This window comes from Streptosporangium roseum DSM 43021 (genome assembly GCF_000024865.1).
Classification (GTDB): domain Bacteria; phylum Actinomycetota; class Actinomycetes; order Streptosporangiales; family Streptosporangiaceae; genus Streptosporangium; species Streptosporangium roseum.
The window spans coordinates 4,592,330-4,613,669 of record NC_013595.1 but is presented as its reverse complement, the minus strand read 5'-3'; the positions used below and the strand labels follow the sequence as shown (position 1 = coordinate 4,613,669).

General features: G+C 71.1%; 21 protein-coding genes and 1 pseudogene. 14 read left to right on the top strand and 8 right to left on the bottom strand.

Going from position 1 to position 21,340, the window contains the following annotated elements:
* Window positions 1–128 precede the first annotated feature (128 nt).
* From SROS_RS20110 to SROS_RS20090, 5 genes are all read left to right on the top strand, one after another.
* On the top strand, window positions 129–866 hold the full coding sequence (locus SROS_RS20110) for an SDR family NAD(P)-dependent oxidoreductase (protein WP_012890789.1): 738 nt from the start codon (window positions 129–131) through the stop codon (window positions 864–866).
* The gene (locus SROS_RS20105; RefSeq protein ID WP_012890788.1) at window positions 866–1,246 is read left to right on the top strand and encodes a SchA/CurD-like domain-containing protein; all 381 of its coding nucleotides are present in this window, start codon (window positions 866–868) and stop codon (window positions 1,244–1,246) included. Before SROS_RS20110 ends, SROS_RS20105 begins: the two co-directional genes overlap by 1 nt.
* Before the next feature lie 76 nt (window positions 1,247–1,322).
* Window positions 1,323–2,180, top strand: a complete 858-nt coding sequence (locus SROS_RS20100) for an LLM class flavin-dependent oxidoreductase (protein WP_012890787.1) — start codon at window positions 1,323–1,325, stop codon at window positions 2,178–2,180.
* Window positions 2,181–2,185: 5 nt separating this feature from the next.
* Window positions 2,186–2,641: an anthrone oxygenase family protein gene (locus SROS_RS20095; protein WP_012890786.1), complete on the top strand. Its 456-nt coding sequence runs from the start codon at window positions 2,186–2,188 to the stop codon at window positions 2,639–2,641.
* A 229-nt stretch (window positions 2,642–2,870) separates the two neighbouring features.
* On the top strand, window positions 2,871–3,092 hold the full coding sequence (locus tag SROS_RS20090) for a hypothetical protein (RefSeq protein ID WP_043652420.1): 222 nt from the start codon (window positions 2,871–2,873) through the stop codon (window positions 3,090–3,092).
* 111 nt (window positions 3,093–3,203) lie between these two features.
* Here SROS_RS20090 and SROS_RS20085 read toward each other — a convergent pair whose 3' ends face one another.
* On the bottom strand, window positions 3,204–4,430 hold the full coding sequence (locus SROS_RS20085) for an FAD-dependent oxidoreductase (RefSeq protein WP_012890784.1): 1,227 nt from the start codon (window positions 4,428–4,430) through the stop codon (window positions 3,204–3,206).
* 531 nt (window positions 4,431–4,961) lie between these two features.
* On the opposite strand from SROS_RS20085, the gene SROS_RS20080 reads away from it, so the two are divergent.
* Complete coding sequence (locus tag SROS_RS20080) at window positions 4,962–5,753, top strand: TetR/AcrR family transcriptional regulator (RefSeq protein ID WP_012890783.1); 792 nt, start codon at window positions 4,962–4,964, stop codon at window positions 5,751–5,753.
* Between the two features lie 200 nt (window positions 5,754–5,953).
* Entirely contained in the window at window positions 5,954–6,829 is an 876-nt protein-coding gene (locus SROS_RS20075; protein WP_012890782.1) for an alpha/beta fold hydrolase, read from the top strand.
* Between the two features lie 69 nt (window positions 6,830–6,898).
* Here the strand turns inward: SROS_RS20075 and SROS_RS20070 are convergent, their stop codons facing one another.
* The 3 genes from SROS_RS20070 to SROS_RS20060 form a co-directional block, all read right to left on the bottom strand.
* Window positions 6,899–7,384 carry a hypothetical protein gene (locus tag SROS_RS20070; protein ID WP_012890781.1) on the bottom strand — a complete coding sequence of 162 codons (486 nt, stop codon included), beginning with the start codon at window positions 7,382–7,384 and terminating at the stop codon, window positions 6,899–6,901.
* Between the two features lie 71 nt (window positions 7,385–7,455).
* Complete coding sequence (locus tag SROS_RS20065; protein WP_012890780.1) at window positions 7,456–8,346, bottom strand: alpha/beta fold hydrolase; 891 nt, start codon at window positions 8,344–8,346, stop codon at window positions 7,456–7,458.
* 566 nt (window positions 8,347–8,912) lie between these two features.
* Window positions 8,913–9,866: a helix-turn-helix transcriptional regulator gene (locus SROS_RS20060; RefSeq protein ID WP_012890779.1), complete on the bottom strand. Its 954-nt coding sequence runs from the start codon at window positions 9,864–9,866 to the stop codon at window positions 8,913–8,915.
* Between the two features lie 119 nt (window positions 9,867–9,985).
* Between SROS_RS20060 and SROS_RS20055 the strand changes: the two genes are divergently transcribed.
* From SROS_RS20055 to SROS_RS20040, 4 genes are all read left to right on the top strand, one after another.
* Entirely contained in the window at window positions 9,986–10,387 is a 402-nt protein-coding gene (locus tag SROS_RS20055) for a VOC family protein (RefSeq protein WP_012890778.1), read from the top strand.
* Window positions 10,388–10,708: 321 nt separating this feature from the next.
* Window positions 10,709–11,578 (top strand): TIGR03619 family F420-dependent LLM class oxidoreductase, encoded by an 870-nt coding sequence (locus SROS_RS20050; protein ID WP_012890777.1) that lies wholly within the window; start codon window positions 10,709–10,711, stop codon window positions 11,576–11,578.
* A gap of 220 nt (window positions 11,579–11,798) precedes the next feature.
* Entirely contained in the window at window positions 11,799–12,473 is a 675-nt protein-coding gene (locus SROS_RS20045; protein WP_012890776.1) for a DUF6461 domain-containing protein, read from the top strand.
* 253 nt (window positions 12,474–12,726) lie between these two features.
* The gene (locus SROS_RS20040; RefSeq protein WP_012890775.1) at window positions 12,727–13,254 is read left to right on the top strand and encodes a DinB family protein; all 528 of its coding nucleotides are present in this window, start codon (window positions 12,727–12,729) and stop codon (window positions 13,252–13,254) included.
* A gap of 277 nt (window positions 13,255–13,531) precedes the next feature.
* Here SROS_RS20040 and SROS_RS20035 read toward each other — a convergent pair whose 3' ends face one another.
* On the bottom strand, window positions 13,532–13,894 hold the full coding sequence (locus tag SROS_RS20035; RefSeq protein WP_012890774.1) for a hypothetical protein: 363 nt from the start codon (window positions 13,892–13,894) through the stop codon (window positions 13,532–13,534).
* A gap of 130 nt (window positions 13,895–14,024) precedes the next feature.
* Between SROS_RS20035 and sigJ the strand changes: the two genes are divergently transcribed.
* Window positions 14,025–14,915 carry an RNA polymerase sigma factor SigJ gene (gene sigJ, locus SROS_RS20030; RefSeq protein ID WP_245564679.1) on the top strand — a complete coding sequence of 297 codons (891 nt, stop codon included), beginning with the start codon at window positions 14,025–14,027 and terminating at the stop codon, window positions 14,913–14,915.
* 30 nt (window positions 14,916–14,945) lie between these two features.
* A pseudogene (locus tag SROS_RS49685) lies at window positions 14,946–15,221 on the top strand (transposase); the annotation flags it as partial.
* Between the two features lie 14 nt (window positions 15,222–15,235).
* Here the strand turns inward: SROS_RS49685 and SROS_RS20025 are convergent.
* The 3 genes from SROS_RS20025 to SROS_RS20020 all read right to left on the bottom strand — a co-directional run bounded on the left by SROS_RS20025 (window position 15,236) and on the right by SROS_RS20020 (window position 16,804).
* Window positions 15,236–15,715: a nucleoside deaminase gene (locus tag SROS_RS20025; protein WP_012890772.1), complete on the bottom strand. Its 480-nt coding sequence runs from the start codon at window positions 15,713–15,715 to the stop codon at window positions 15,236–15,238.
* Between the two features lie 216 nt (window positions 15,716–15,931).
* The gene (locus SROS_RS51020) at window positions 15,932–16,108 is read right to left on the bottom strand and encodes a hypothetical protein (protein ID WP_169369198.1); all 177 of its coding nucleotides are present in this window, start codon (window positions 16,106–16,108) and stop codon (window positions 15,932–15,934) included.
* A gap of 135 nt (window positions 16,109–16,243) precedes the next feature.
* A complete protein-coding gene (locus tag SROS_RS20020; protein WP_012890771.1) occupies window positions 16,244–16,804 on the bottom strand; it encodes an NADPH-dependent FMN reductase in 561 nt (186 codons plus the stop codon).
* Between the two features lie 246 nt (window positions 16,805–17,050).
* Between SROS_RS20020 and SROS_RS20015 the strand changes: the two genes are divergently transcribed.
* On the top strand, window positions 17,051–21,268 hold the full coding sequence (locus tag SROS_RS20015) for a bifunctional nitrate reductase/sulfite reductase flavoprotein subunit alpha (protein ID WP_012890770.1): 4,218 nt from the start codon (window positions 17,051–17,053) through the stop codon (window positions 21,266–21,268).
* Window positions 21,269–21,340 lie beyond the last annotated feature (72 nt).

Below are 21,340 nucleotides of genomic sequence, written 5' to 3'. Positions count from 1 at the left end.
CGACCCCACCCCACCACAGCGGAAGACACCGGCGGCCGGGCCGCCCGCCTGCCGGCCGAGCGGGACTCCAGCCCGTCGCGAGTGACCCGGACCATCTTCGTCAGGTATCTGCCTGACGGAGGTTAATCGTGGATCTTGGACTGGCCGGCAAACGTGTCCTCGTCACCGGTGGCACTCACGGGATAGGCCGGGAGACCGTGCTCGCGTTCGCCCGGGCCGGGGCCTGCGTCGTGGCCTGCAACCGCAGCCCGGGCGACGCGGCCGACGACCTCGCCCGTGAGCTGAAGGGACTGGGCGACGGCCACCGCGTGGTGCAGGCCGACGTCACCGACACCGCCGGCGTGGCCGCGCTCGCGGACGCCTGCCGGGAGGCTCTCGGCGGGCTCGACGTGGTCGTCAACAACGTCGGCGTCGACGGCCGGTCGCCGTTCGGGGAGCTCACCGGGGAGAAATGGCACCGGGTCATCGAGACGAACCTGACCAGTTGCTTCCTGGTGACCCAGGCCGCGCTCGGGTTACTGGCCGACAACGGCTCGATCGTCAACATCGGAGCTTCGGCCGGCATGCGCGGGCGGCCGGAGAGCGCGCACTACGGCGCCTCCAAGACAGCTCTCATCGGGCTGAGCCGGTCACTGGCCAGGGAGCTCGGAGGCCGCGGCATCCGGGTCAACACGGTGGCGCCCGGCGTGATCGTGACCGAACCCGGAGGCGGGCCGCCGCCCCCGGTCGCCGACCTCATCCGCGCCGTGACCGCGCTCGGCCGCCTGGGCACCAGCGCCGACGTGGCCGCGGCCGTGCTGTTCCTGGCCAGCGACGTGTCCCGGTACATCACCGGTGTCACTCTCAACGTGGACGGAGGCATCTGATGCCCTTTGCTGCCATCACCTACCGGGTCAAGCTCGGGTTCGAGGACGAGATCGCGGAGATCTTCGCCGGATTCCAGCGGGTGAACACCCCTGTCATGCGCGACGAGGAGGGCGAGCAGGCAGGCCGCCTGCTCGGCACGGCCGTCTTCATCAAGGACGACGTGATGGTGCGCGTGATCCACTACGAGGGCGACTTCAGGGCCGTGGCCGCGCACATGGCGGGACAGCGGGGCGTGCACCTGATCGAGGAGAAGCTCGCGCCCTACCTCGCCGAGCAGCGTGACACATCCACACCGGGGGCGTTCGGAGCCTACTTCCGCGACGCGGTCATGCGCTGCGTCTCCCAGCTCTCGGTGGACACCCATCCGGTGGAGCGGTGAGGGCACAGCCGTGACGGCCGAACCGCCGGTGCGAGCCGGCCAGGACGCCCAGCCGGGCTGAGACATGGAGGGTGGCATGGAGGTTGGGATCGGGCTACCGACGATGATCCCCGGGATCGCCGGCCGGGACATCCTCGTCTGGGCCCAGCGCGCCGAGGAACTCGGGTTCTCCTCCCTCGGCGTGCTCGACCGGCTGATGTACGACGGTTACGAGTCCCTGATCGCGCTCGCTGCCGCGGCCGGCGCGACGAGCCGGATCCGGCTGGCCACGACCATCCTGATCGCCGCGTACCGGGGCGACAGGGCGCTGCTGGCCAAGCAGCTGGCGAGCCTGGACCGGCTCTCCGACGGCCGGCTCGTGGTCGGCGTCGCGGCCGGCGGCCGGCCGGACGACTACGAGGCATGCGGGACGCCGTACGCAGGGCGGGGGCACCGGCTCGACGACCTGCTCGGCGAGCTGCGGCGCTCCTGGGACGGGACGGCCGCCGGTCCGGTCCCCGGCCCGCGCTGGGCGAAGGACGGCCCGCCACTGCTCGTCGGCGGCCACTCCCCCGCGGCCATGCGCCGTGCCGCCGCTTTCGGCGACGGCTGGATCGCCGGAGGCAGCTCGGCCGCGGGCTACGGCGAACTGGCCGAGCGCGTCCGCACGGCCTGGCGCGCCGCAGGGCGCGCCGACCGGCCACGCCTGGTGGCGATCGCCTATGTGGCGCTGGGGCCGGGCGCGCGCGAGCAGGCCGAGCGCTACCTGCTCGACTACTACTCCTTCATCGGCTGGAAGGCCGAGATGGCCGTGCGCGGCGTGCTCACCGACGCGCGGCTGCTCCAGGAGTTCGCCGCCGGTTACCGGGCCGCGGGCTGCGACGAACTGATCCTGTTCCCGTGCGTCCCGGACCCGGCTCAGGCAGACCTGATCGCCGATGCGGTCTGGAGGTGATCACGATGATGCATGTGCTCAGCGTGCTGGCCCTGCTCGGCAGCGGAACGGTGGCCGGCGTGCTGTTCGCGGTGGCTCTCAGCACGGTACCGGCCCTGGCCGCGATGTCGCCGGACCGCTATGTCTACACGCACACGCTGCTGGGCAGGAACTGGGATCCCACCATGCCGATCATCGTGCTGGGCACGACGCTGCTGGACATCGTGCTCGCCGTACAGGCGTCCGCGCCGGCGGCCCGCTCACTGATCATCGGCGCGGCCGTATGTCTGGCGGGGGTCTCGGTGGTCTCCCACCTGCGCAACGTGCCGATCAACAAGCGGGTGCACCGCACCGATCCCGACGCCATCCCGCCCGGCTGGCAGGATCCGCGCCCGCTGTGGCGGCGCTGGCACCTGCTGCGCACCGCGCTCGCGATGGTGGCGCTCGCCGCCAACAGCATCGCCGTCACCCTGCTCTTCTGAACCGCTCCCTCTCGTTCCATACTTTCCGTGTTTTCCGGAACGGTCCGTACGGCCCGGCTGGAGGCGGAGTCCAGCGGTTCTCGAGCGGCCCGAGAGGTGTCGCGGCCAGGCTCGGACGCGGGATCGATCACCGGAGGCCCGTATGCGCGAGAACACCCCGGAGAGAGGGGCTCTGCGGCGGATGACACGCCGCCTCAGGAGAGGTCTGAGCTACCTCGGAACAGGTCTGATGTATCTCGGAGCGGCCTCGTGGCCAAACCCCGAGGTCCTGGCCGCCCTGCGGGCGGAGGCCGCCAAGCTCTCCACGCGGCCGGCGCGTCACGAGCCGGAGCGGGCACCCGGCCGGCCACCGCACCCGGAGCGGATCACCTCCCACAAGCACCTGCCCTACCGGGAACGCCGCCTCTTCCTGAAGCTCGAAGAGCAGTTCAGGCAGGAGAAGGAGAAATGACAGGAAAGCGCCCGGCGGCGGTACGGCCGGGGCCACCGCGCCGATCTTGACCCCCCGGCTCCGGCCGCGCCACCTCGCGCCGCTCCCCTCTGTGAGGAGGGCGGCGCGGGCCTATCCACGGCTGCCCGCCGGGCGCGAGAGACTCGCCGTGACCGGCGCCTGCCAGTCGATCCGGTAACGCTGCTCGGCCCCCAGCGTCTTCTCCGGATTGAGGAAGGTCTTCATCGCCAGCGGCATCATCAACCCCATCATCGCGATCGCCACCGGCCCCAGCGCCTTGCTGTTGTTGGTCTTGGACGCCCGCCAGGCCACCTTCTCCACCCGCTCCCGGCGCAGCCCCTCATAGGCGGCGAACGCGCTCGCCACATCGGGCAGGTCCCGCAGGCAGCGCGCCAGCTGGATCGCGCTCTCCATCGCCAGCGACGCCCCCTGCCCCGAACTGGAGGAGGGCGCGTGCACCGAGTCGCCCACCAGCACCATCCGGTCGCGATACCAGTGCGGCACCTTCGGCATGATCTCCAGCGACCCCAGCACGACCAGCTGGTCGACACTGGTGCGCTGGAGCAGCTCCCGGCCGGGCACGTCGTCGGCGAAGATCTCCCGCAGCCGCTTGAGCCACTCGGCCGCCGGCGTCTGACGGGCCTGGGCGATCGACATCGGCTCCTTGTGCGGGACGTTGCCGAACCACGCGGTGGTGCCGTCGGGCTGCGACCAGTAACCGAGGAACGCCTTCTTCCCGAAGGAGAAGTAAGTGGCGGCACGCCTGGCCGGCACCGTGACGTCGGCCACGGCGCCGAAGTTCAGCAGGGGGACGTGATCCGGACCGGGCGCGGCCGGGTCGATCAGGTCGCGGACCGTGGAGCGGATGCCGTCGGCACCGACGAGCACGTCCCCGGTGGCGGTGGTGCCGTCGGCGAAGCGCGCGGTGATGCCGGTCGGCGACTCCTCCACCCCGACCAGCCGCTTGCCGTACTCGGTCCACACGCCCTGGGCCAGGGCGTGGTCGTGCAGGGCGCGGTAGAGGTCCGCGCGCCACAGGGCCCGGCTGGGGGGCAGGCCGGCCAGGCCGGGGAACTCCCCCATCCGCTTGCCGCTGCCGTCGGTCATGATGGTGCGGACCATCGGCAGGCCGATGGCCCGCACGACCTCGTCCGCGCCGACGATGCCCAGCGCGGCGAGGCCGTTCGGAGCGATCGTGAGCTGGCCGCCGACGCCGTCGGCGGTGATCGCGTACGCCTCGTAGACGGTCGCCTCGATGCCCGCCGCGCGTAACGCCAGTGCCGTGACCGGCCCGGCGATTCCGCCGCCGATGACCAGTGCTGTCTTGACTGCTGCCATGTCTGGCTCCCGGATGTCTCCTGCCGTGCCCGGATGTGGTCCGGCTGCTTGGGCGACTCGATGAGTCCCGCACGGGTGTGTCGGCTCCCATGGGCCCGTACGGGTGCATCGGCTCCATCGGCAGTGCGGCGAGCGCCGCCGGCCCCGGCGGATCGGCGTCTCACCTCGCTTGTCCGCGACACCTCACCTCTTTAGTCGATTTCAACTATTCAATAGTTTCTAGTCAGTGTCAACTATATGCCCGCCATGGTGGGCGCCACGCCTTCACGGGGAACCGGACGGACAGCCGCTCCGTCATGTGGCGGGCACGGCCCGGTGACACGGATCGGCGGCCGACCGGTCGCGGTTCGCAGTTCGCAGTTCGCAGTTCGCAGTTCGACCGGAGTCCGCGCAGCGGGGCAGCGGGGCAGCCCCGGAGTCCGCACGGTCGGACCGCCGCCGGGCCGGTGGCCCGGGCCACCCGCCCGCTGATATCCTTATGTAATAAAGAGATCGCTCGGCAAGGTTAGTTTATATCATAAGGAGTTGCAGGTGGTCGTCTTTGCCGGACAGGGCGATGCGCGCCGTTCGATGGCCCTGCTGTGGCGTACCGGGGGGCCGGGGGACGCGCGGCCGGGACCCAAGCCGGGGCTGAGCGTGGACGTGATCGTGGATGCGGCGATCGCCGTCGCCGACACGGAGGGGATGGCGGCGCTCTCCATGCGCGCGGTGGGCGAGCGGCTCGGGCGCACGGCCATGGCCCTGTACACCTACGTCCCCAGCAAGAGCGAGCTGGTCGACCTGATGCACGACCGGGTCCTGGCCGAGCTGCCCGCCGGCTACGGCCCACCGGCGGGCTGGCGGGCCGGCGCGACGGCCTGGGCCGAGGACACCTGGGCGTTCTACCTGCGGCATCCGTGGGTGCTGCAGGTGTCGCAGGCACGGCCCGTGCTGGGGCCCAACGAGTACGTCATGCTCGACACGGTGGTGGGCGTCCTGCGCGAGACCGGCCTAGGGCCCGGCACGCTGCGGCGCATCGTCGGGACGCTGTTCTCCTTCGTGCGCGGGGCGGCGCAGACGGTCGCGGAGTCGCGGCAGGCCGCGGCGGCGACCGGGGTGTCCGACGAGCAGTGGTGGCAGGCCCGCTCGGCCCTGCTGGGGGAGGTCGCACCCGACTTCGCCGAGCGCTTCCCGATGGTGGCCTGGCTTGAGGGCGAGGCGGCGTCCTCACCCGAGGACGCGAGCGTCCCCTACCTGGAGCGGGAGGCGAGGAAGACCTTCGAGGCCGGGCTCGCCGTCCTGCTGGACGGGATCGAGGCGGCCGTGGGCAGAGCCGGGGCGTGATCCCCTCCCCCGGACCCATCCGCGGCTTTCCGTGACGCGCGGACGCGCCCTGCGGCTGCGGGCGGGCCGCCGGCCTGCCCGCACTCCCCTCCCGGCAAGGTCCACTTGACACAACTCCTTACGCTATAAATTATTGTTGCAGGAGGCCATACTTTACGGCCTAAGGAGTTGTCCGCCATCGTGGCGGATCGAAATTGGAGATGACTTCAGTGACCAAGGCGAAATTGCATGACGGGAGCACTGTCGAAGTGGAGGTCCACGGCGCCGGCCCCACCGTGCTGCTCCCGGTCAACCCGCGCCCGGTAGAGGGACCGCAGGCCGAGGCGATGCGGAAGTGGGGCGCCGACCCGGCCCTGGGCCGTTCCCTCATCGAAGGCCTCAGTGACGCGTTCCAGGTGGTCGCCTTCGACTACGAAGGTCATGTCCTGGGCGCGCCCAAACCAGACACCCTGACGCCCGCCAACGTCGCCGCAGACCTGCTCGCCGTGGCCGACGCGGTGGGGGCCGACCGGTTCGCCTATTACGGATACTCCTGGCTGGCGCTGAGCGGGCTCCAGCTCGCGATCAGGACCGACCGGCTCTCGGCGCTCGTCATGGGGGGCTTCCCGCCGATCGGCGGGCCGTACGCGGAGATGCTGCGCGTGACCACGGCCACCCATGAGATGGCCGTCTCACCTCAGAGTCCCCCTACGACCCCGCAGACCTCGGAGACCTCGGAGGAACCCGACTGGTCGTCGGTGGAGGTTTCCATGTCGGAGGCGCAGACCCGGCAGTTCCTCACGCTTTACCAGGCGCTGCAGGGGTTCGACGACCTGGCCGCCCAGGCGCGGATCAGCTGCCCCCGCCTCTGCTTCGTGGGCTCGGCGGACGAAATAGAGTACGGCGAGCGCTGGGGCGATGTGCACGTGAGCATGGCGGGCCCGATCGTGAGCCGGCGCGCGGAGCTCGACGCTCTCGGCTGGGACGCACGCGTCCTGGATGGGCTTGACCACACCCAGGCCATGCAGGCCGCTCACGTCCTGCCGGTGATGCGTCCGTGGCTCGCCTCCGCGATGGGCGTCCGGCTCCCGCGCTGAGCCTCCCCGCCAGGCCGTACGGCGCGGCAGGGATGGGCGGGCGGTGACCGGTCCGGGAAGCCGGGAGACTCATCGGATCCGCCGGAGTCCTTCGTCCACACGGACCTCGGGTAGGCCCGGCACCGGCGCCGTGGCCGCGTAGAGCACGGACCGGCCGTCCTCCTCCTCCATCGCGGCGAGGAGACGGCCGCCGTCCGCCAGGATCACGGTCCACAGTCCCGGCGGTTCGGTGTCGCCGTACAGCACGTATGCACCGAAGCGCGCGGCGAACCTCTCGGCGAACTCCCGGCGGTCCACCCTGTCGGCGAGACGTCCCTCGACGCCGACGTCGAAGGCCATTGCAAAGTGGCCGCGGGCCTGCCGGTAGGTGCAGAAGGCGGCGAACACCACGTCCTGCGGGACGTCCCGCAGGTCCTCGGCGACCCGGTCGGCGTGGCCGACGAGCAGCTCGTGCCCGGCGATCCCGAAGCAGTCCAGCAGGAATCGCCTCAGCTCGGCCTCCGGGACGAGGCGGGACGACAGGCCGTCGTATCCCGTGGCCCGCGTCTCCGTCACGAGGCCAGCCTACGCACCCGCCGGCCCGGCACCCCGAGATCGCCCGAGGGGCGGGAGCGGGAGGACGGGGGCTACCGGGGCCGCCCGCCGGAAACCTGCTGCCCACCGGCTCCCGGGAGGCCCGCCGCCGGGATCCGGTCCGGCCCCTGCGCGGAGAACCACCCGGAGCCGGCGAAGAAGTCGATCAGCACCGGGGCGAGGGCCTGCGGCTTGACGATGTGAGTCTGGCCTTTCAGGGTGTGGCGCCGGGCGTCGGGGAGGGCGTCGGCGACGGCCGCCATCGCGCTGTGCATCCACCCGGGGCTCTTCCCGCCGGCCGCCACAAGCGTGGGCATCGTGACGGAGGCCCACCGGCCGGCAGGCAGGGATTTCCCGGACTGGGTGCCGGCCATGACGGCGGCGTCGTAGGCGAGGGTGTGCGCGACGGCCGTGAGCCCCGCCCAGGCCGGCATGAACCGCATCATGGCCACGACGACGGCGGGGAGGCCGACAGCTCTCCGCATGAAGTACTTGACGGTGTCGCCCCGCCGGCCGGCCGCGAGCAGATCGGAGATCTGGGCCCGGTAGTCCTGCGGCACGGGAGGGCGGCTGTCGTCGACGATGAACGGCGCCTCGTACAGAGCGAGCTTGCTGATGGCCAGACCGCGCTCGGCCGCCTCGAGCGCGAGGGCCGCACCGGAGGAGATGCCGTACACGAACGCCGATCCACCGGCCTCCGCGATGAGGGCTTCGATGTCCTCGACCTCACGCTCGACAGCGTAGGGAGCGGTGTCACCGCTGTCGCCACGGCCCCTGCGGTCGTAGGTGTACACGGTGAACCGCTCCGCCAGCAGCGCGGCCAGCGGTCCGTTCGGTCCGGAGGACCGGTGGCAGAGCGCACCGTCGACCAGGATGACCGCCGGCCCTTCACCGATCCGGTCGAACGCGAGGGTGGTGCCGTCTTTCGAGACTACGGTGCTCATGAATCGGTCTTCCGTTCGTGCGGGTCGTCGGACATTCGATGCTGGGAGTGCGCTGCCGTCAGCGAGGGCCACCGCCGCCGAGCCCGGCCCCGGGCGGGCATCACCGCGCGGGCCACGGCGGTGCCGCAGGCCGGCAAGCGCCCTTCGGGGCCGCGCGGTCGTCTCGGAGGGCGCGACGGCCGCCTCGGCGCCAGGTGTCGCGAGCTTCGGAGTCATCGCCGCGCCCTTTCGCATGACAGCTGATCGGCCGTGACCGGGTCCCCGATCACATGTGCCAACGATCTCACCGATGATTTTTATTGTCAAGACTGCTTTAGTTGTCGGTACACGTCGTGACCAGGCGCATTGCCGGCATGCGTCATGACCAGGCACAGGAGACCGGCGCCCCTCCCCTGCCCGGGCTCGACGGCCGGCGGGGAGGCCGCCAACGGGGACACCGAACTCCCGGCCCCGGAGACGGCAGGCGCCGGGGCCGGGGCCGGGAGACGGCGGGCGCCGGGGCCGGGAGACGGCGGGCGCCGGGGCCGGGAGACGGCGGGCGCCGGGGCCGGGAGACGGCTCAGCCGTTATCGGGTCGCGGCTCCGTAGCGGTCGGCGAGAGCGCGCAGGAGATTGCGGAGCGCGGGGGGTTCGATGACGGTGAAGGCGACGTCGAGACTGCCCAGAAAGGCCGCCAGTTCGTGCAGGGAGTCGCCGCCGGTCTCCAGGACGCAGCTGTGCTCGTCGACGCTCTGCAGCAGACCTGCCGCCGGGGTGAGCCGCTCGGCGAGCGTCTCGACGGGGGCGTGCAGCCGCACGCGGGCCTGATGCTTCCAGGCCTTCGAGCCGACCCCGCGCATGACGTGTACGGCGGCGTCGCCGCCCGGCGGCTGTCGAGGGGTGAAGCGGGGACCGTTCGGGGTGCGCGGGCGGATGCGGTCGGCGCGGAAGGTCCGCCAGTCACGGCGATCGTTGTCCCAGGCCAGCAGGTACCAGCGCCGCCCGGTGTAGACGAGGCGGTGCGGTTCGGCGGCGCGCTCGCTCGCCGTCCCGTCGTGACCGCTGTAGTCGAAGCGCAGCTGTTCGTGATCGCGGATGGCGGCGGCGATCGTGGCCAGGGTCTCGGCGCTCACGGTGGGGCCGCGCCCGGCCACCGAGACCGTGGCCGCGCCCACCGCCTCGATCCGGTGGCGCAGCCGCGAGGGCAGCATCTGCTGAAGTTTGACGAGCGCACGCAGCGAGGTCTCCTCGATGCCGGTCACGGTGCCGCCGGCGGCGGCGTGCAGGCTGACAGCGACCGCGATCGCCTCCTCGTCGTCGAGGAGCAGCGGCGGCAGGGCCGCGCCGGCACCCAGCCGGTAGCCGCCGGCCGTCCCCGTGGTCGACTGGACCTGGTAGCCCAGGATGCGCAGCCGTTCGATGTCGTTGCGGACGGTTCTGGTCGTCACCTCCAGCCGGTCGGCCAGTTCGGCGCCCGACCAGTCGGGCCGTGCCTGCAGCAACGACAGCAGGCGCAGCAGCCTGACCGAGGTTTCCAACATTCCTGAAGTCTGCCAGGCATTGAGGAACCGTAGGTTCCACAAGGACCCGTAATGTTTCCCCCATGACGCACCACACCAGCGGCAACCGACCGGTATCCGCGGCTGCGAAGGGGACACAGATGTTGCGAGGACTCACCACCGTCAGTTTCTGGGCGGCCGATCTGGCGGCGGCGAAGCAGTGGTACACCGAACTGCTGGGCATCGCCCCCTACTTCGAACGGCCGGGTTATGCCGAGTTCCGTCTTGGCGACTACCAGCACGAACTGGGCCTGATCGACAGCCGCTACGCGCCCGACGGCTCAGTGGCCGGCCCGGCCGGCGCCATCGTGTACTGGCATGTCGACGACGTGACAGCGGCCTTCGAGAAGCTGCTGTCCATGGGGGCCAAGGAGCACCAGGCCCCCATTGAGCGCGGCGAGGGGTTCGTCACCGCCTCCGTGACCGACCCGTTCGGGAACATCCTGGGCGTCATGTACAACCGGCACTACCTGGAGGTTCTGGAGTCGGCCGGAACGGCGTGACCCACCTCCGCCGATCGGGCCGGCGGGCGCGGCAGCAGGAACAGGCCGCGCGGCCCGCACGGGGCTTGGTGATCGCCGGCGGCCGGATCCGCCCCTCCGTGCGGGCCGGCCGCAGCGTGCGCGCTGCGGCCGGATCGGCCGCTCTCCACGGTCGTCGGCCGGGCGCGGGTTGCCTTGACGCCGGTGACAAGGTTCTAGCGTGACCATGACAGCCGGGTGGCAGGGGTCGTCGGCGGGTGGCGGGGTCGCGATGACTCCGCGGCACCGGCCGTGCCGGCCGGCGACCGGCCATTCATCGCCCGGGCGACCGTAGGAGTGACATTGAAGTTCGGAATCAGCTACAGCACGCCCTACCACGGCATCGACCCCGACAAGATCGTGGCCTACGCCCAGCACGCCGAGGACTGCGGCTTCGAGTCGCTGTATGTGCCCGAGCACATCGCGCTGTATCCCGGTGCGACGGTCGGCCGCTTCGAGCTCCCGCCGGCGCTGCCGTACTTCGATCCGCTCGATTGCCTGAGCTTCGTCGCCGCGGCTACGCGGCGGATCCTGCTGGGGACGGGTGTGCTGCTGCTGCCGTACCACCATCCGGTGGTCCTCGCCAAGCGCCTGGCGACCGTCGACGTCCTGTCCAAGGGGCGGATGCGGTTGCTGACCGCGGGGCTCGGTTCCCTACCTGGTGAGGCCCGGGCGATGGGGGTCGACTTCAGCACCCGCGGCCGTCGTGCCGACGAGGCGATCGACGTGATGCGGCTGCTCTGGGCCGGCGGTGAAGACGGCGTCAGCTTCGACGGGGAGTTCTTCACCTTCGACGGCCTGTGCCAATTTCCAAAGCCGCACGGGGCGACCCGCCTGCCGATCCACATCGGTGGATCGAGCCGGGCGGCTGCACGCCGCGCCGGCCGGCGCGGCGACGGCTACTTCCCTGGCGGCGCGCTCGATCCGGGCGAACGCGCCATCCAGATGGACATCGCCCGGTCGGCCGCCGTCGAAGCCGGCCGTGACCCGGGAACTCTGGAGTACACGCGATCGGGGCCGATCGACATGACCGCCGACCAGGTCGAGGCGTTCGCCGCGCAAGGTGTGACCCGCGTCGTCGTGAGCGCCACCGCCACCGAACCCGGTCGGCAACACGAGGAGATGTCCGCGTTCGCCCAGCGGTTCGCCCTCCTCGAACGCCTCTCCGGCTAAGGCCTGTCCGGCGGATCTCGCCGCGGTCGCGGCCCCTGCCACTTCCCCAGGCTCTCGGCCCCGCCCGAGCAGGAAAGACCCCATTTTTTGCGGTTTTGTCGTCGGTTGCCCACGCTCTGCTTTTCCGGACTGAGGAAGCGGCTGGAGGAGTCGGATCGGCATTCGAGCAAGTTGCCTTGCGCATGACCGCTCTGTCGGTCAGCCCTGGCAGCATGGGGACGTGATCGCGACGGCAGCTGACTACGTCTGGTTCCATGAGGGATTTCCGAGCTTGTGGGAGGCGTACTGCTTCACCTTGGTTGAGGGCTTGCGTCCCGAGGACGTCGTGGCGCGACTGGATGCCCGGACTGAGGAGGTTGTGACGCAAGTCGGCGACTGGATGGACAACGTTCCTTCTCGCATGAACTTTGACGATCTGAACAGCGCCGCTTCCTGTGGTCCAGGTCCCTACGGCACCTGGGGTGACCACTTCTTCGGAGCCGTGGCGGTCGAAGGCTGGTGCCTCGTCGTCGAGCCCAACGGCTTTATGGGAGTAACCCGGGAAATCATCAAGCCGTTGTCGGCCGGCACGCGGCTGGTGTCTCACTTCCGCAACGTCAACGCGGTCAAGCGCTTCTGCTGCGTGGAGGACGGCGAGATACGCCTTACGTTCGAGCCCCCCTTCGCTTCCGATCGGTATGGCAGCGATCCCGACGGAGCGGTGGATGCCATGCGGCGGGCGGGGTTTGATCTGGAGGACAACGACGGACCAGAGAAGCTCGTCGCCACTGACGACGTAGCGGCTCGTACTGGGGCCGTCTTCGCACTGGCCGAGAATCTGACCGGGGTCAAGTTGACAGCGCAACTGCTGGTGGAATCGACCTATCTGTGCGCGGTCGCGCCGCGCACCGGCTGAGCGGGTCATGACGCGGCGGGCTTCGAGGCACGGGGCAGGTGGACGTGAAGGTGTTCGACCTCGACTTAATGGCCGCGTTCTACCAGACCGCATGCCCTTTTCCGGATCAAGGAAGTGATCGCGATGCGTGGTGCTTCAGGTCGTCCCGGTGCGGTCGGCAGCGAACGGGTGGAGCAGGCCGTCGGATGGCGCTCCGGCCCATCACCCGGATAATGGCTTTCCAAGCGGAGTGACGGCCCGTCATGATCAGCTAATGCATGTATCCCGATGCGAGCTGCTGCGCTGGCAGTTCGACTTCACCTGGTCGCTGTTCGATTACCACCTGGAACGACTGCAACCCGCGGACTTCCTGTGGGAACCCGCCGCTCTTTGCTGGACTGTGCGCCCTGACGCCACGGGAACATGGGTGCCCGACTGGGCGGAGACCGAGCCTGATCCCGTCCCGGTTCCCACCATCGGCTGGGTGAGCTGGCATATCGGTTGGTGGTGGAGCGTGACCATCGATCACGCTCAGGGACACAAGCCTCGGGACAGGACCGAGATCACCTGGCCGGGTGATGGAACGAGTGCCGTCGAGTGGTTGCGCAGCCTCCGTGAAGACTGGTTGGCGATGCTGGATCGCCTTACGGACGCCGACCTGGATGCCCCGGCGCCCCCCTTCCCGTGGCCAAAGGACTCCGAGCACACCGTCGCCCACTTGGTCGCCTGGGTGAATTCCGAGCTGATGAAGAACGTCACTGAGATTGGACAGCTCCGGCTGTTGCGGGCCGCCTCGGGGTGAGGTGAGCGGTTCGGGGACCGAGACAGGCGAGAGCCTGGTCGGCGACTCTCGTCAGGACTGCGCAAGTGATCATTAGGTGGGCGTGCAGGTGTTCCACTTCGACCTCGCGGCCGCGGACGCGTTGGGCTGTGAGTTCCACAAGCTCGCATGCCCTCCTCCGCACGCATCCCGACGCGCCGGTCCCCGCTCACCAGCACAGAAGGCGAGCGGGGCCCCTGACGCGGCCTGATCGGCCAGGCAGGCCCCAGCCGATCCCTGCATGCCCCCGCATCGGACTTCAGCGCCGCGCCAGCGCCAGCACGCTCAGTCCGAACATCAGGACGCCCAGGGGGAGATGAACCGACGGTATGTGCGCGATGCCGAGCACGACCTGGACCGAGGCGAGGACAAGGAAGCCGGACGCGTGCCAGACGGGCCGGGGCGAGCCGCCGCCCGGCTTCCACGCCAGCACCGCCGCGAGCACATACAGTATCGACGCCCCGTACATCACGCGGGCTCCGGCGCTGTGCAGCGTCTCTCCGTAGGACGTGGTCAGCAGCAGTCCGGCGGAGACCGCTTGAAGGAAGATGGTCAAGGTCTGCAGGGTGATCGCGATCTGCAGAAACGAGAAGCGGCGCTGTGCCGTCGCCTGGGTAGCCATGCCACGGTCCCCTTTCCGCCCGGGGGCGGTAAATCGATAAGGTCTCACCAGCCCGACGACGCGGGCCCGCGAAAGGTAAGGCGAGGAGGCGGTCGGGAGCATGGGGACGGCCGGCACGAGCATCGATGAGATGGCCGGTGAGCGACGCCAGCTGATCAATGTCGCCTACCGGTTGCTCGGTTCACTGGCCGAGTCCGAGGACGCCGTACAGGAGGCCTACGCGCGCTGGTACGCGCTGCCACGAAGCCGGCAGGACGAGATCGTGTCCCCCGGCGCCTGGCTGACGACGGTGACCAGCCGCATCTGCCTGGACGTGCTCGGCTCGGCGCGGGCCCGGCGTGAACGCTATGTCGGCGCGTGGTTGCCCGACCCGCTGCCCGACCACGCCGAGTGGGACCACAGCCATGGCACCGACCCCGCCGACCAGATGGTCCTGGACGAATCGGTGACCATGGCCTTCCTCGTCGTCCTGGAGTCGATGACACCCGCCGAGCGGGTGGCGTTCGTCCTGCACGACGTCTTCCGATACCCCTTCGCCGAGATCGCCGACATCCTCGGCCGGACCCCTGCGGCCTGCAAGCAGCTCGCGGCGTCCGGCCGTCGGCGGGTGCGCGTCGCACAGGCTCCGGTGACGGCGGCCGGGCAGGCCGACACGGTGCGGCATGTCAAAGAGGCATGGGAGACCAAGGACATCGCGGCCCTCGTCGACCTCCTCGACCCGGCCGCCGTGATGACCGCCGACGGCGGCGGCATGGTCGGTACCGTCCTACGCCCGATCGAAGGCGGTGCGCGCATCGCCCAGTACATGGTCGCCATCGCCGACAAGGCTCCGGGGCTCGAACTCCTGGAGCGGTCGGTCAGCGGTGTGCCGGGCCTGGTGGCCCGGCATGCCGGCGCCGTCACGACCGTAGCCTCGTTCGATGTCGCCGACGGCCGCGTCACCCGGATCTGGGCGGTCCGCAATCCGGAAAAGCTGCGGCCGTGGGTGCGGGAGGGCGGACCTGTCCGGCCGATCATGTGACTAGCCGGTGCCCTGGTCGTTGTTGCGGACATGGGGCGGGGAGATCTGGCGGATGCCGGGTGGGAACGCCTGCGGCCCCTCCTGCCGGCCGGTAACGGGCGTTGCGGCAGGTGGCGTGATCACCGGCAGGCGATCGACGGGATTCCGCACCGGGTGCGGACCAGTGCTCAGAGGCATGACCTGCCCGAACGGCTCGGTCCGTGGAAGACCGTCCATGAACGGCACCGGCTCTGGTCGGCGGACGGGACGTGGGAGCGTCCGCTCCAGCGGGTCCAGGCCGCGGCCGATGCGGCAGGCGAGGTCGACACGGCGCCCGCCTCTCAGGGCGAGCCGTGGAATCGGCGGTGCAGGTCGCGGACCTGCTCGGCGAGGCCGGGAACGGGCCCCTCCACCACGAGGCCGGGGACGACCTCCCGGATCGGCAGGGTCCGTACCGGAGGTGCGGGAACCCCCAGCTCGGCGAGCCAGGATGAAAGCTGTTCCGAAGAGCTCGCATACACGATGCGGCCCAGCCCGACCCAGCCGTGGGCGGCGGCGCACATCGGGCAGTGTTCCCCGGAGGTGTAGACGGTCGCCGCCGCCCGGTCCCCTGGGGTCATGTTCGCCGCCGCCCAGCGCGCCAGCTCGAACTCCGGGTGGCGGGTCCGGTCGCCGGAGGCCACGCGGTTGTGGTCCTCGGCGAGGACGGTCCCGTCCGCGGCGACGAGCACGGAGCCGAACGGCTCGTCGCCCACCTCCAGGGCCTCGGTCGCCAGTTCCACGCAGCGGCGCAGGTGCCGCAGGTCGGTGTCGTCCGCCACGATGGCCTCCCCCAAAAGTGATCTTCAACGCCATGATAGCCACGGCCGCGTTCCCGCCTCTCCGCCCCTCAGCCCCGGCCGCCCCTCCGCCCTGGCCACCTCTCCGCCCTGGCCACCTCTCCGCCCTGGCCACCTCTCGCCCGGCCGCCCCTCGCGTCGCCCGGCCGCCCCTCGCGCACCGGGGTGTCGCCGGCACGGGGCCTGGGCGAGAACCGCTCAGTCGGCCCGGCCGGCCCGCGCCTCACGGAACGGCATGAGGGACTCGTCGCCGAGTGTCAGCGCGGCGTCGGCGATACGTTGCCGGAAGGGACGCCGCCGCAGCGCCTCGGACAGCGCCGCGAGCAGCTCGCTGAGCGGGAAGGGAAGCTCGGCGTCCAGGGCGGCAGGTCGCACCGGGCGCGGGCCGCCCGGGCGGCCCGCGCGTTCCCGCGCGGGAATCCGGCGGGAACGCGGGCCGTTCGACGCCGATCCTCACGCGCGCCGGCGCCCCGCGGACGGCGCCTGTCGCGCGCCCGCCGCTCGATCGATTCAGGCCGCCCGCACGACCTTGAGCGCGGCGCTCCAGGCGACGAGCTGGTCGAGCATCCTGGCGAGGACGTCCTCCTGGCGGGCGGCGGGAGCGAGCACCGAGAAGTTCTCGAAGTCGGTGAACAGGCTCAGCTCGACCTGGGCGCGAACATCGGCGAGCTGGAGCTCGCCCGCGACCAGCCGCAGGTGCTCGACCGCCCGCACGCCGCCGGACCCGCCGTAGGAGACGAAGCCGACCGCCTTGTTGTTCCACTCCCTGTAGAGGAAGTCCAGGGCGTTCTTGAGCGCGCCGGAGGTGGAGTGGTTGTACTCGGGGGTGACGATGACATACCCGTCGAACTCATCGATCTTCCGAGCCCAGGCCAGCGTGTGCGGCCGTGCGTACTGGCCCATCGCCGGCAGGACCTCCTCGTCCAGGTGCGGCAGGTCGTAGTCGGCGATGTCGACCAGCTCGAACCGGGCGTCGTCCCGCTTCTCGGCGAGCCCGAGGACCCAGCGGGCGACGGGCTCGGCCGTACGGCCGGGGCGGGTACTGCCGATGATGATGCCGATCTTGGTCATGCAAGCCACCCGAAAGTCGAGTTGATGTGTCACCTCGATAGTAGGAGGCGTTGAGTTGATGCGTCAACTCAACGTGAGGTCTCCGGCGCGACGCGCGGCATCCGCCGTGAACGTGATGCTGCGCTTGTGGGGCAGATGTAACCGCGCGGGATCGGTGGTTGTGACAGCCGCGTAACAGGGCCTTCTTATGGTGCCGTGCGTGACGCCCCCGCCGCCGGCGGGGGCGGCGGCCAGGAAAGGACTCAGGTGACGGCAACCGACCCGCAGATCACCACCTCGGCCGTGAAGACGGTCTGCTCCTACTGCGGTGTCGGCTGCGGAATGGTGCTTGAGGTCGCGCAGGACGCCGCCGGGCGGCGCAGGGTCGTCAGGGCCTCCGGCGACAGGTCCCACCCCGCCAATTCCGGCCGTCTGTGCACCAAGGGCGCGACCAGCGCCGACATGCTCGCCGCCCCCGGTCGGCTGACGACCGCCCTGGTGAGGGCGGATCGCGGCGCCGGACCCGTGCCCGCCGGCATGGACGCCGCGATCACGGAGACCGCGCGGCGGCTGCGCGGCGTCCTGGACGAGCACGGTCCGGACGCGCTGGCCTTCTACGTCTCGGGCCAGATGACGCTGGAGGCGCAGTACCTGGCCAACAAGCTGGCCAAGGGGTTCGTGCGGACCAGCCGGATCGAGTCCAACTCCCGGCTGTGCATGGCCAGCGCGGGCAGCGGATACAAACTGTCGCTGGGTTCGGACGGCCCGCCCGGTTCGTATGAGGACTTCGAGCACGCGGACGTCTTCCTCGTCATCGGCGCCAATATGGCCGACTGCCACCCGGTCCTGTTCCTGCGGCTCATGGAGCGGGTCAAGGCGGGTGCCACGCTCATCGTGGTCGACCCCCGGCGTACCGCCACCGCCGCCAAGGCCGACCTCCACCTGCAGATCAGGCCGGGCACGGACCTGGCCCTGCTCAACGGGCTGCTGCACCTGCTGGTCGAGAACGGGCACGTCGACGAGGGCTTCATCGCGGAGTTCACCGAGGGCTGGGAGGTGATGCCGCCGTTCCTGCGGGACTACCCGCCCGCGAAGGTCGCCGAGGTCACCGGCCTCGCGGAGGCGGACATCCGCCGCGCCGCCCGGCTGATCGGCGAGGCCGGCGAGTGGATGAGCTGCTGGACGATGGGCCTGAACCAGAGCACGCACGGCACCTGGAACACCAACGCGCTGTGCAACCTGCACCTGGCCACCGGCGCGATCTGCCGCCCGGGCAGCGGCCCGTTCTCCCTCACCGGCCAGCCCAACGCCATGGGCGGGCGCGAGATGGGCTACATGGGTCCGGGCCTGCCCGGGCAGCGCTCGGTGCTGGTGGAGGAGGACCGCCGTTTCGTCGAGGACCTGTGGGGGATCGCGCCGGGCACGCTCCGCACCGACGCCGGCGAGGGCACCGTCGAGATGTTCTCCCGCATGGCCGACGGCGAGATCAAGGCGTGCTGGATCATCTGCACCAACCCCGTCGCCTCGGTCGCCAACCGCAGGAGCGTCATCCAGGGGCTGGAGGCCGCCGAGTTCGTCGTCACCCAGGACGCCTTCGCCGAGACCGAGACCAACTCCTACGCCGACGTGATACTCCCGGCCGCGCTGTGGGCCGAGGGCGAAGGGGTGATGATCAATTCCGAACGCACCCTGACCCTGCTGCGACCGGCCGTGGACCCGCCCGGCCAGGCGCTGCCCGACTGGCAGATCATCGCGCGGGTCGCCTGCGAGATGGGCTTCGCCGACGCCTTCGGCTACAGCTGCGCCGAAGAGATCTTCGAGGAGATCAAGCGGGCCTGGAACCCGAAGACCGGCTACGACCTGCGGGGCGTGAGCTACGACCGGTTGCGCGCCACGCCGGTGCAGTGGCCCAGCGCGTCCGCCGGCGGCGGCGAGCGCAACCCGATCCGCTACCTCAACGACGGCGTCAGCCAGGAACTCTTCGAGGGCCCCGGCGGCACCCGGCCGCGGCTGTCCTTCCCGGGCCCCGGCGGTCGCGCGGTGTTCTTCCCCCGCCCGCACCTGCCGGCGTCCGAGCTGCCCGACGACGACTTCCCCTACGTCCTGAACACCGGCCGGCTTCAGCACCAGTGGCACACCATGACCAAGACCGGCAAGGTCGCCAAGCTCAACAAGCTCAACCCCGGGCCCTTCGTGGAGATCCACCCGCAGGACGCGGCCACCCTCGGCGTCGGCGAGGGCGACTCGGTGGAGGTCGCCTCCCGGCGCGGCCGGGCGGTGCTCCCGGCCGTCGTGACGGACCGGGTGCGGCCCGGCGGCTGCTTCGCGCCCTTCCACTGGAACGACCTGTTCGGCGAGTACCTCAGCGTCAACGCCGTGACCAACGACGCGGTCGACCCCATCTCCTTCCAGCCCGAGTTCAAGGCCTGCGCGGTCTCCCTCACCCGGGTCCCGGCGGCGCCCGGCGGCACAGGCGACGGCGCGGCCACGGCCTCCGCCACCGCGGCCGATCCGCCGCCGGCCGCCGCCGCGCCGGAAAGCGGCGCCGTGACGGAGCTGGCCCGGCTGCTGGGACTCGCGGACGTCTCCCCACCCGTGCTCTCCGCCCACGAGCGCCGCTACCTGGCCGGTTTCCTGTCCGGGCTCGACGCGGCACCCCCGCCTGACGGCGGCGCCGTACCGGTTCTGCCAGATCTCGCACCCTTCGATCCAGGCCACGCGCTGTGGATCAACGGCACGCTGGCGGGGATGTTCTCCCGGACTCCGGCGGGCCGGGCCGGACCCTCCGCCGGTCCACCTCGGGCGCAGCCGGCCGCCGCCCGCGAAGGACGTGAGCTGGTCGTCCTGTGGGCCTCCCAGACGGGCAACGCGGAGGACTTCGCCGGCGCCGCCGTCCGCCACCTGTCCGAGAGCGAACGGACCCCGTCCGTCCTCAGCATGGACGAGTGCACGCCGGCCACCCTCCCCCGCGGCGCGGACCTGCTGGTCATCACCAGCACCTTCGGCGACGGCGAGGCCCCCGACAACGGCACCGGTTTCTGGGAGTCGCTCGCCGCGCCCGAAGCACCGCGCCTGGACGGCATGCGCTACTCGGTCCTGGCCTTCGGCGACTCCAGCTACGACGACTTCTGCGGGCACGGGCGCCGTCTCGACCGGCGCCTCGGAGAGCTCGGCGCCGTGCGCCTGCTCCCGCGCGTGGACTGCGAACCGGACGACGAGCGACCCGCCCGGCGCTGGCTCGACGAGGTGCTCGGGGCGCTGGCCCCGTCCCCGTCCCCGGCGGGCGCCGCCACCGGCTCCGGCCCCACCGGCCCGGCTCCCGCCGCGACCGCGGCGGACCGGAGCGGCACGGCGAGCCCGGCCCCGGCCCGCCACGGCAAGAACGCGCCGTTCACCGCGCGGCTGTCGGGCAACCGTCTCCTCAGCCTGCCCGGAGCGGCCAAGGAGGTGCGGCAGTTCGTGTTCGACACCGGCGACGCCCTGCCGTACGAGGCCGGTGACGCGCTGGGCGTCTGGCCGGTGAACCGCCCCGACCTCGTCGCGGAGTGGCTGGCCGTCACCGGCCTGGACCCCGCCGACACCGTCACCGTCGCCGACGGCCCGGTGCCGCTCGGCGAGGCCCTCCACCGCCACCGGGACATCACCAAGATCACTCCAGATCTGCTCCGGTTCGTCGCCGACCGCACCCGGGACCGCCATCTCAGGAAACTCCTGCGCCCGGACAACAAGAACGAACTGGCGCAGTGGATCTGGGACCGGCAGGCCATCGACGTCATCGCCGAGTTCCCCGTCCGCGTCGGCGCGCAGGAGTGGGCCGGCGTCCTCAAGCGCCTGCAGCCCCGCCTCTACTCCATCTCCTCCAGCCCGCTCACGAGTCCTCGCGAGATCCGTCTGACGGTGTCGGTGGTCAGGTTCGGCAACCAGCACGGCGGGCGGCGCAACGGCGTGTGCTCGGCCCACCTGGCCGACGCGGCGGCCGGCAGCCCCGTGCCGGTCTTCGTCCAGCGCTCACCCCACTTCCGGCCCCCGGCCGACCCCTCCGCACCGATGGTGATGGTCGGCCCCGGAACGGGCGTCGCCCCCTTCCTCGGCTTCCTCGACGAGCGCCGCGCCCGCGGTGATCGCGGGCGCAACTGGCTGTTCTTCGGCGAGCAGCACCGCGCCACCGACTTCTACTACCGGGACGAACTCGCCGGATTCCAGCGGGAGGGCACCTTGAGCCGGCTGGACCTCGCCTTCTCCCGCGACCAGCGCGCCAAGGTCTACGTCCAGGACCGGATGCGCGAGCACGGCGCCCGGCTCTGGTCCTGGCTCCAGGACGGGGCCCATTTCTACGTCTGCGGAGACGCCGGCCGGATGGCCAGGGACGTCGACCGCACCCTGCGCGAGATCGCCACCGTCCACGGCGGCCTGACCGAGGACGGCGCCGACGCCTACGTCAGGAAGCTCGCCGCGGACAAGCGCTATGTCCGCGACGTGTACTGACACCGCGACGGCACCCGGGTAGTCCCGCCCGGTCACTGATCATCCGCGTCCCGTGTCAGCGGCGGGTCCCGT

What these genes read in the sequence shown, in the direction of transcription:
- sigJ (WP_245564679.1), top strand. Translation starts at nt 14,025, where the DNA reads ATGGCCGGTGAGCGACGCCAGCTGATCAATGTCGCCTACCGGTTGCTC.
- SROS_RS20020 (WP_012890771.1), bottom strand. Translation starts at nt 16,804, where the DNA reads ATGACCAAGATCGGCATCATCATCGGCAGTACCCGCCCCGGCCGTACG.
- SROS_RS20055 (WP_012890778.1), top strand. Translation starts at nt 9,986, where the DNA reads ATGTTGCGAGGACTCACCACCGTCAGTTTCTGGGCGGCCGATCTGGCG.
- SROS_RS20085 (WP_012890784.1), bottom strand. Translation starts at nt 4,430, where the DNA reads ATGGCAGCAGTCAAGACAGCACTGGTCATCGGCGGCGGAATCGCCGGG.
- SROS_RS20090 (WP_043652420.1), top strand. Translation starts at nt 2,871, where the DNA reads ATGTATCTCGGAGCGGCCTCGTGGCCAAACCCCGAGGTCCTGGCCGCC.
- SROS_RS20075 (WP_012890782.1), top strand. Translation starts at nt 5,954, where the DNA reads ATGACTTCAGTGACCAAGGCGAAATTGCATGACGGGAGCACTGTCGAA.
- SROS_RS20035 (WP_012890774.1), bottom strand. Translation starts at nt 13,894, where the DNA reads ATGGCTACCCAGGCGACGGCACAGCGCCGCTTCTCGTTTCTGCAGATC.
- SROS_RS20060 (WP_012890779.1), bottom strand. Translation starts at nt 9,866, where the DNA reads ATGTTGGAAACCTCGGTCAGGCTGCTGCGCCTGCTGTCGTTGCTGCAG.
- SROS_RS20105 (WP_012890788.1), top strand. Translation starts at nt 866, where the DNA reads ATGCCCTTTGCTGCCATCACCTACCGGGTCAAGCTCGGGTTCGAGGAC.
- SROS_RS20040 (WP_012890775.1), top strand. Translation starts at nt 12,727, where the DNA reads ATGCATGTATCCCGATGCGAGCTGCTGCGCTGGCAGTTCGACTTCACC.
- SROS_RS20100 (WP_012890787.1), top strand. Translation starts at nt 1,323, where the DNA reads ATGGAGGTTGGGATCGGGCTACCGACGATGATCCCCGGGATCGCCGGC.
- SROS_RS20065 (WP_012890780.1), bottom strand. Translation starts at nt 8,346, where the DNA reads ATGAGCACCGTAGTCTCGAAAGACGGCACCACCCTCGCGTTCGACCGG.
- SROS_RS20095 (WP_012890786.1), top strand. Translation starts at nt 2,186, where the DNA reads ATGATGCATGTGCTCAGCGTGCTGGCCCTGCTCGGCAGCGGAACGGTG.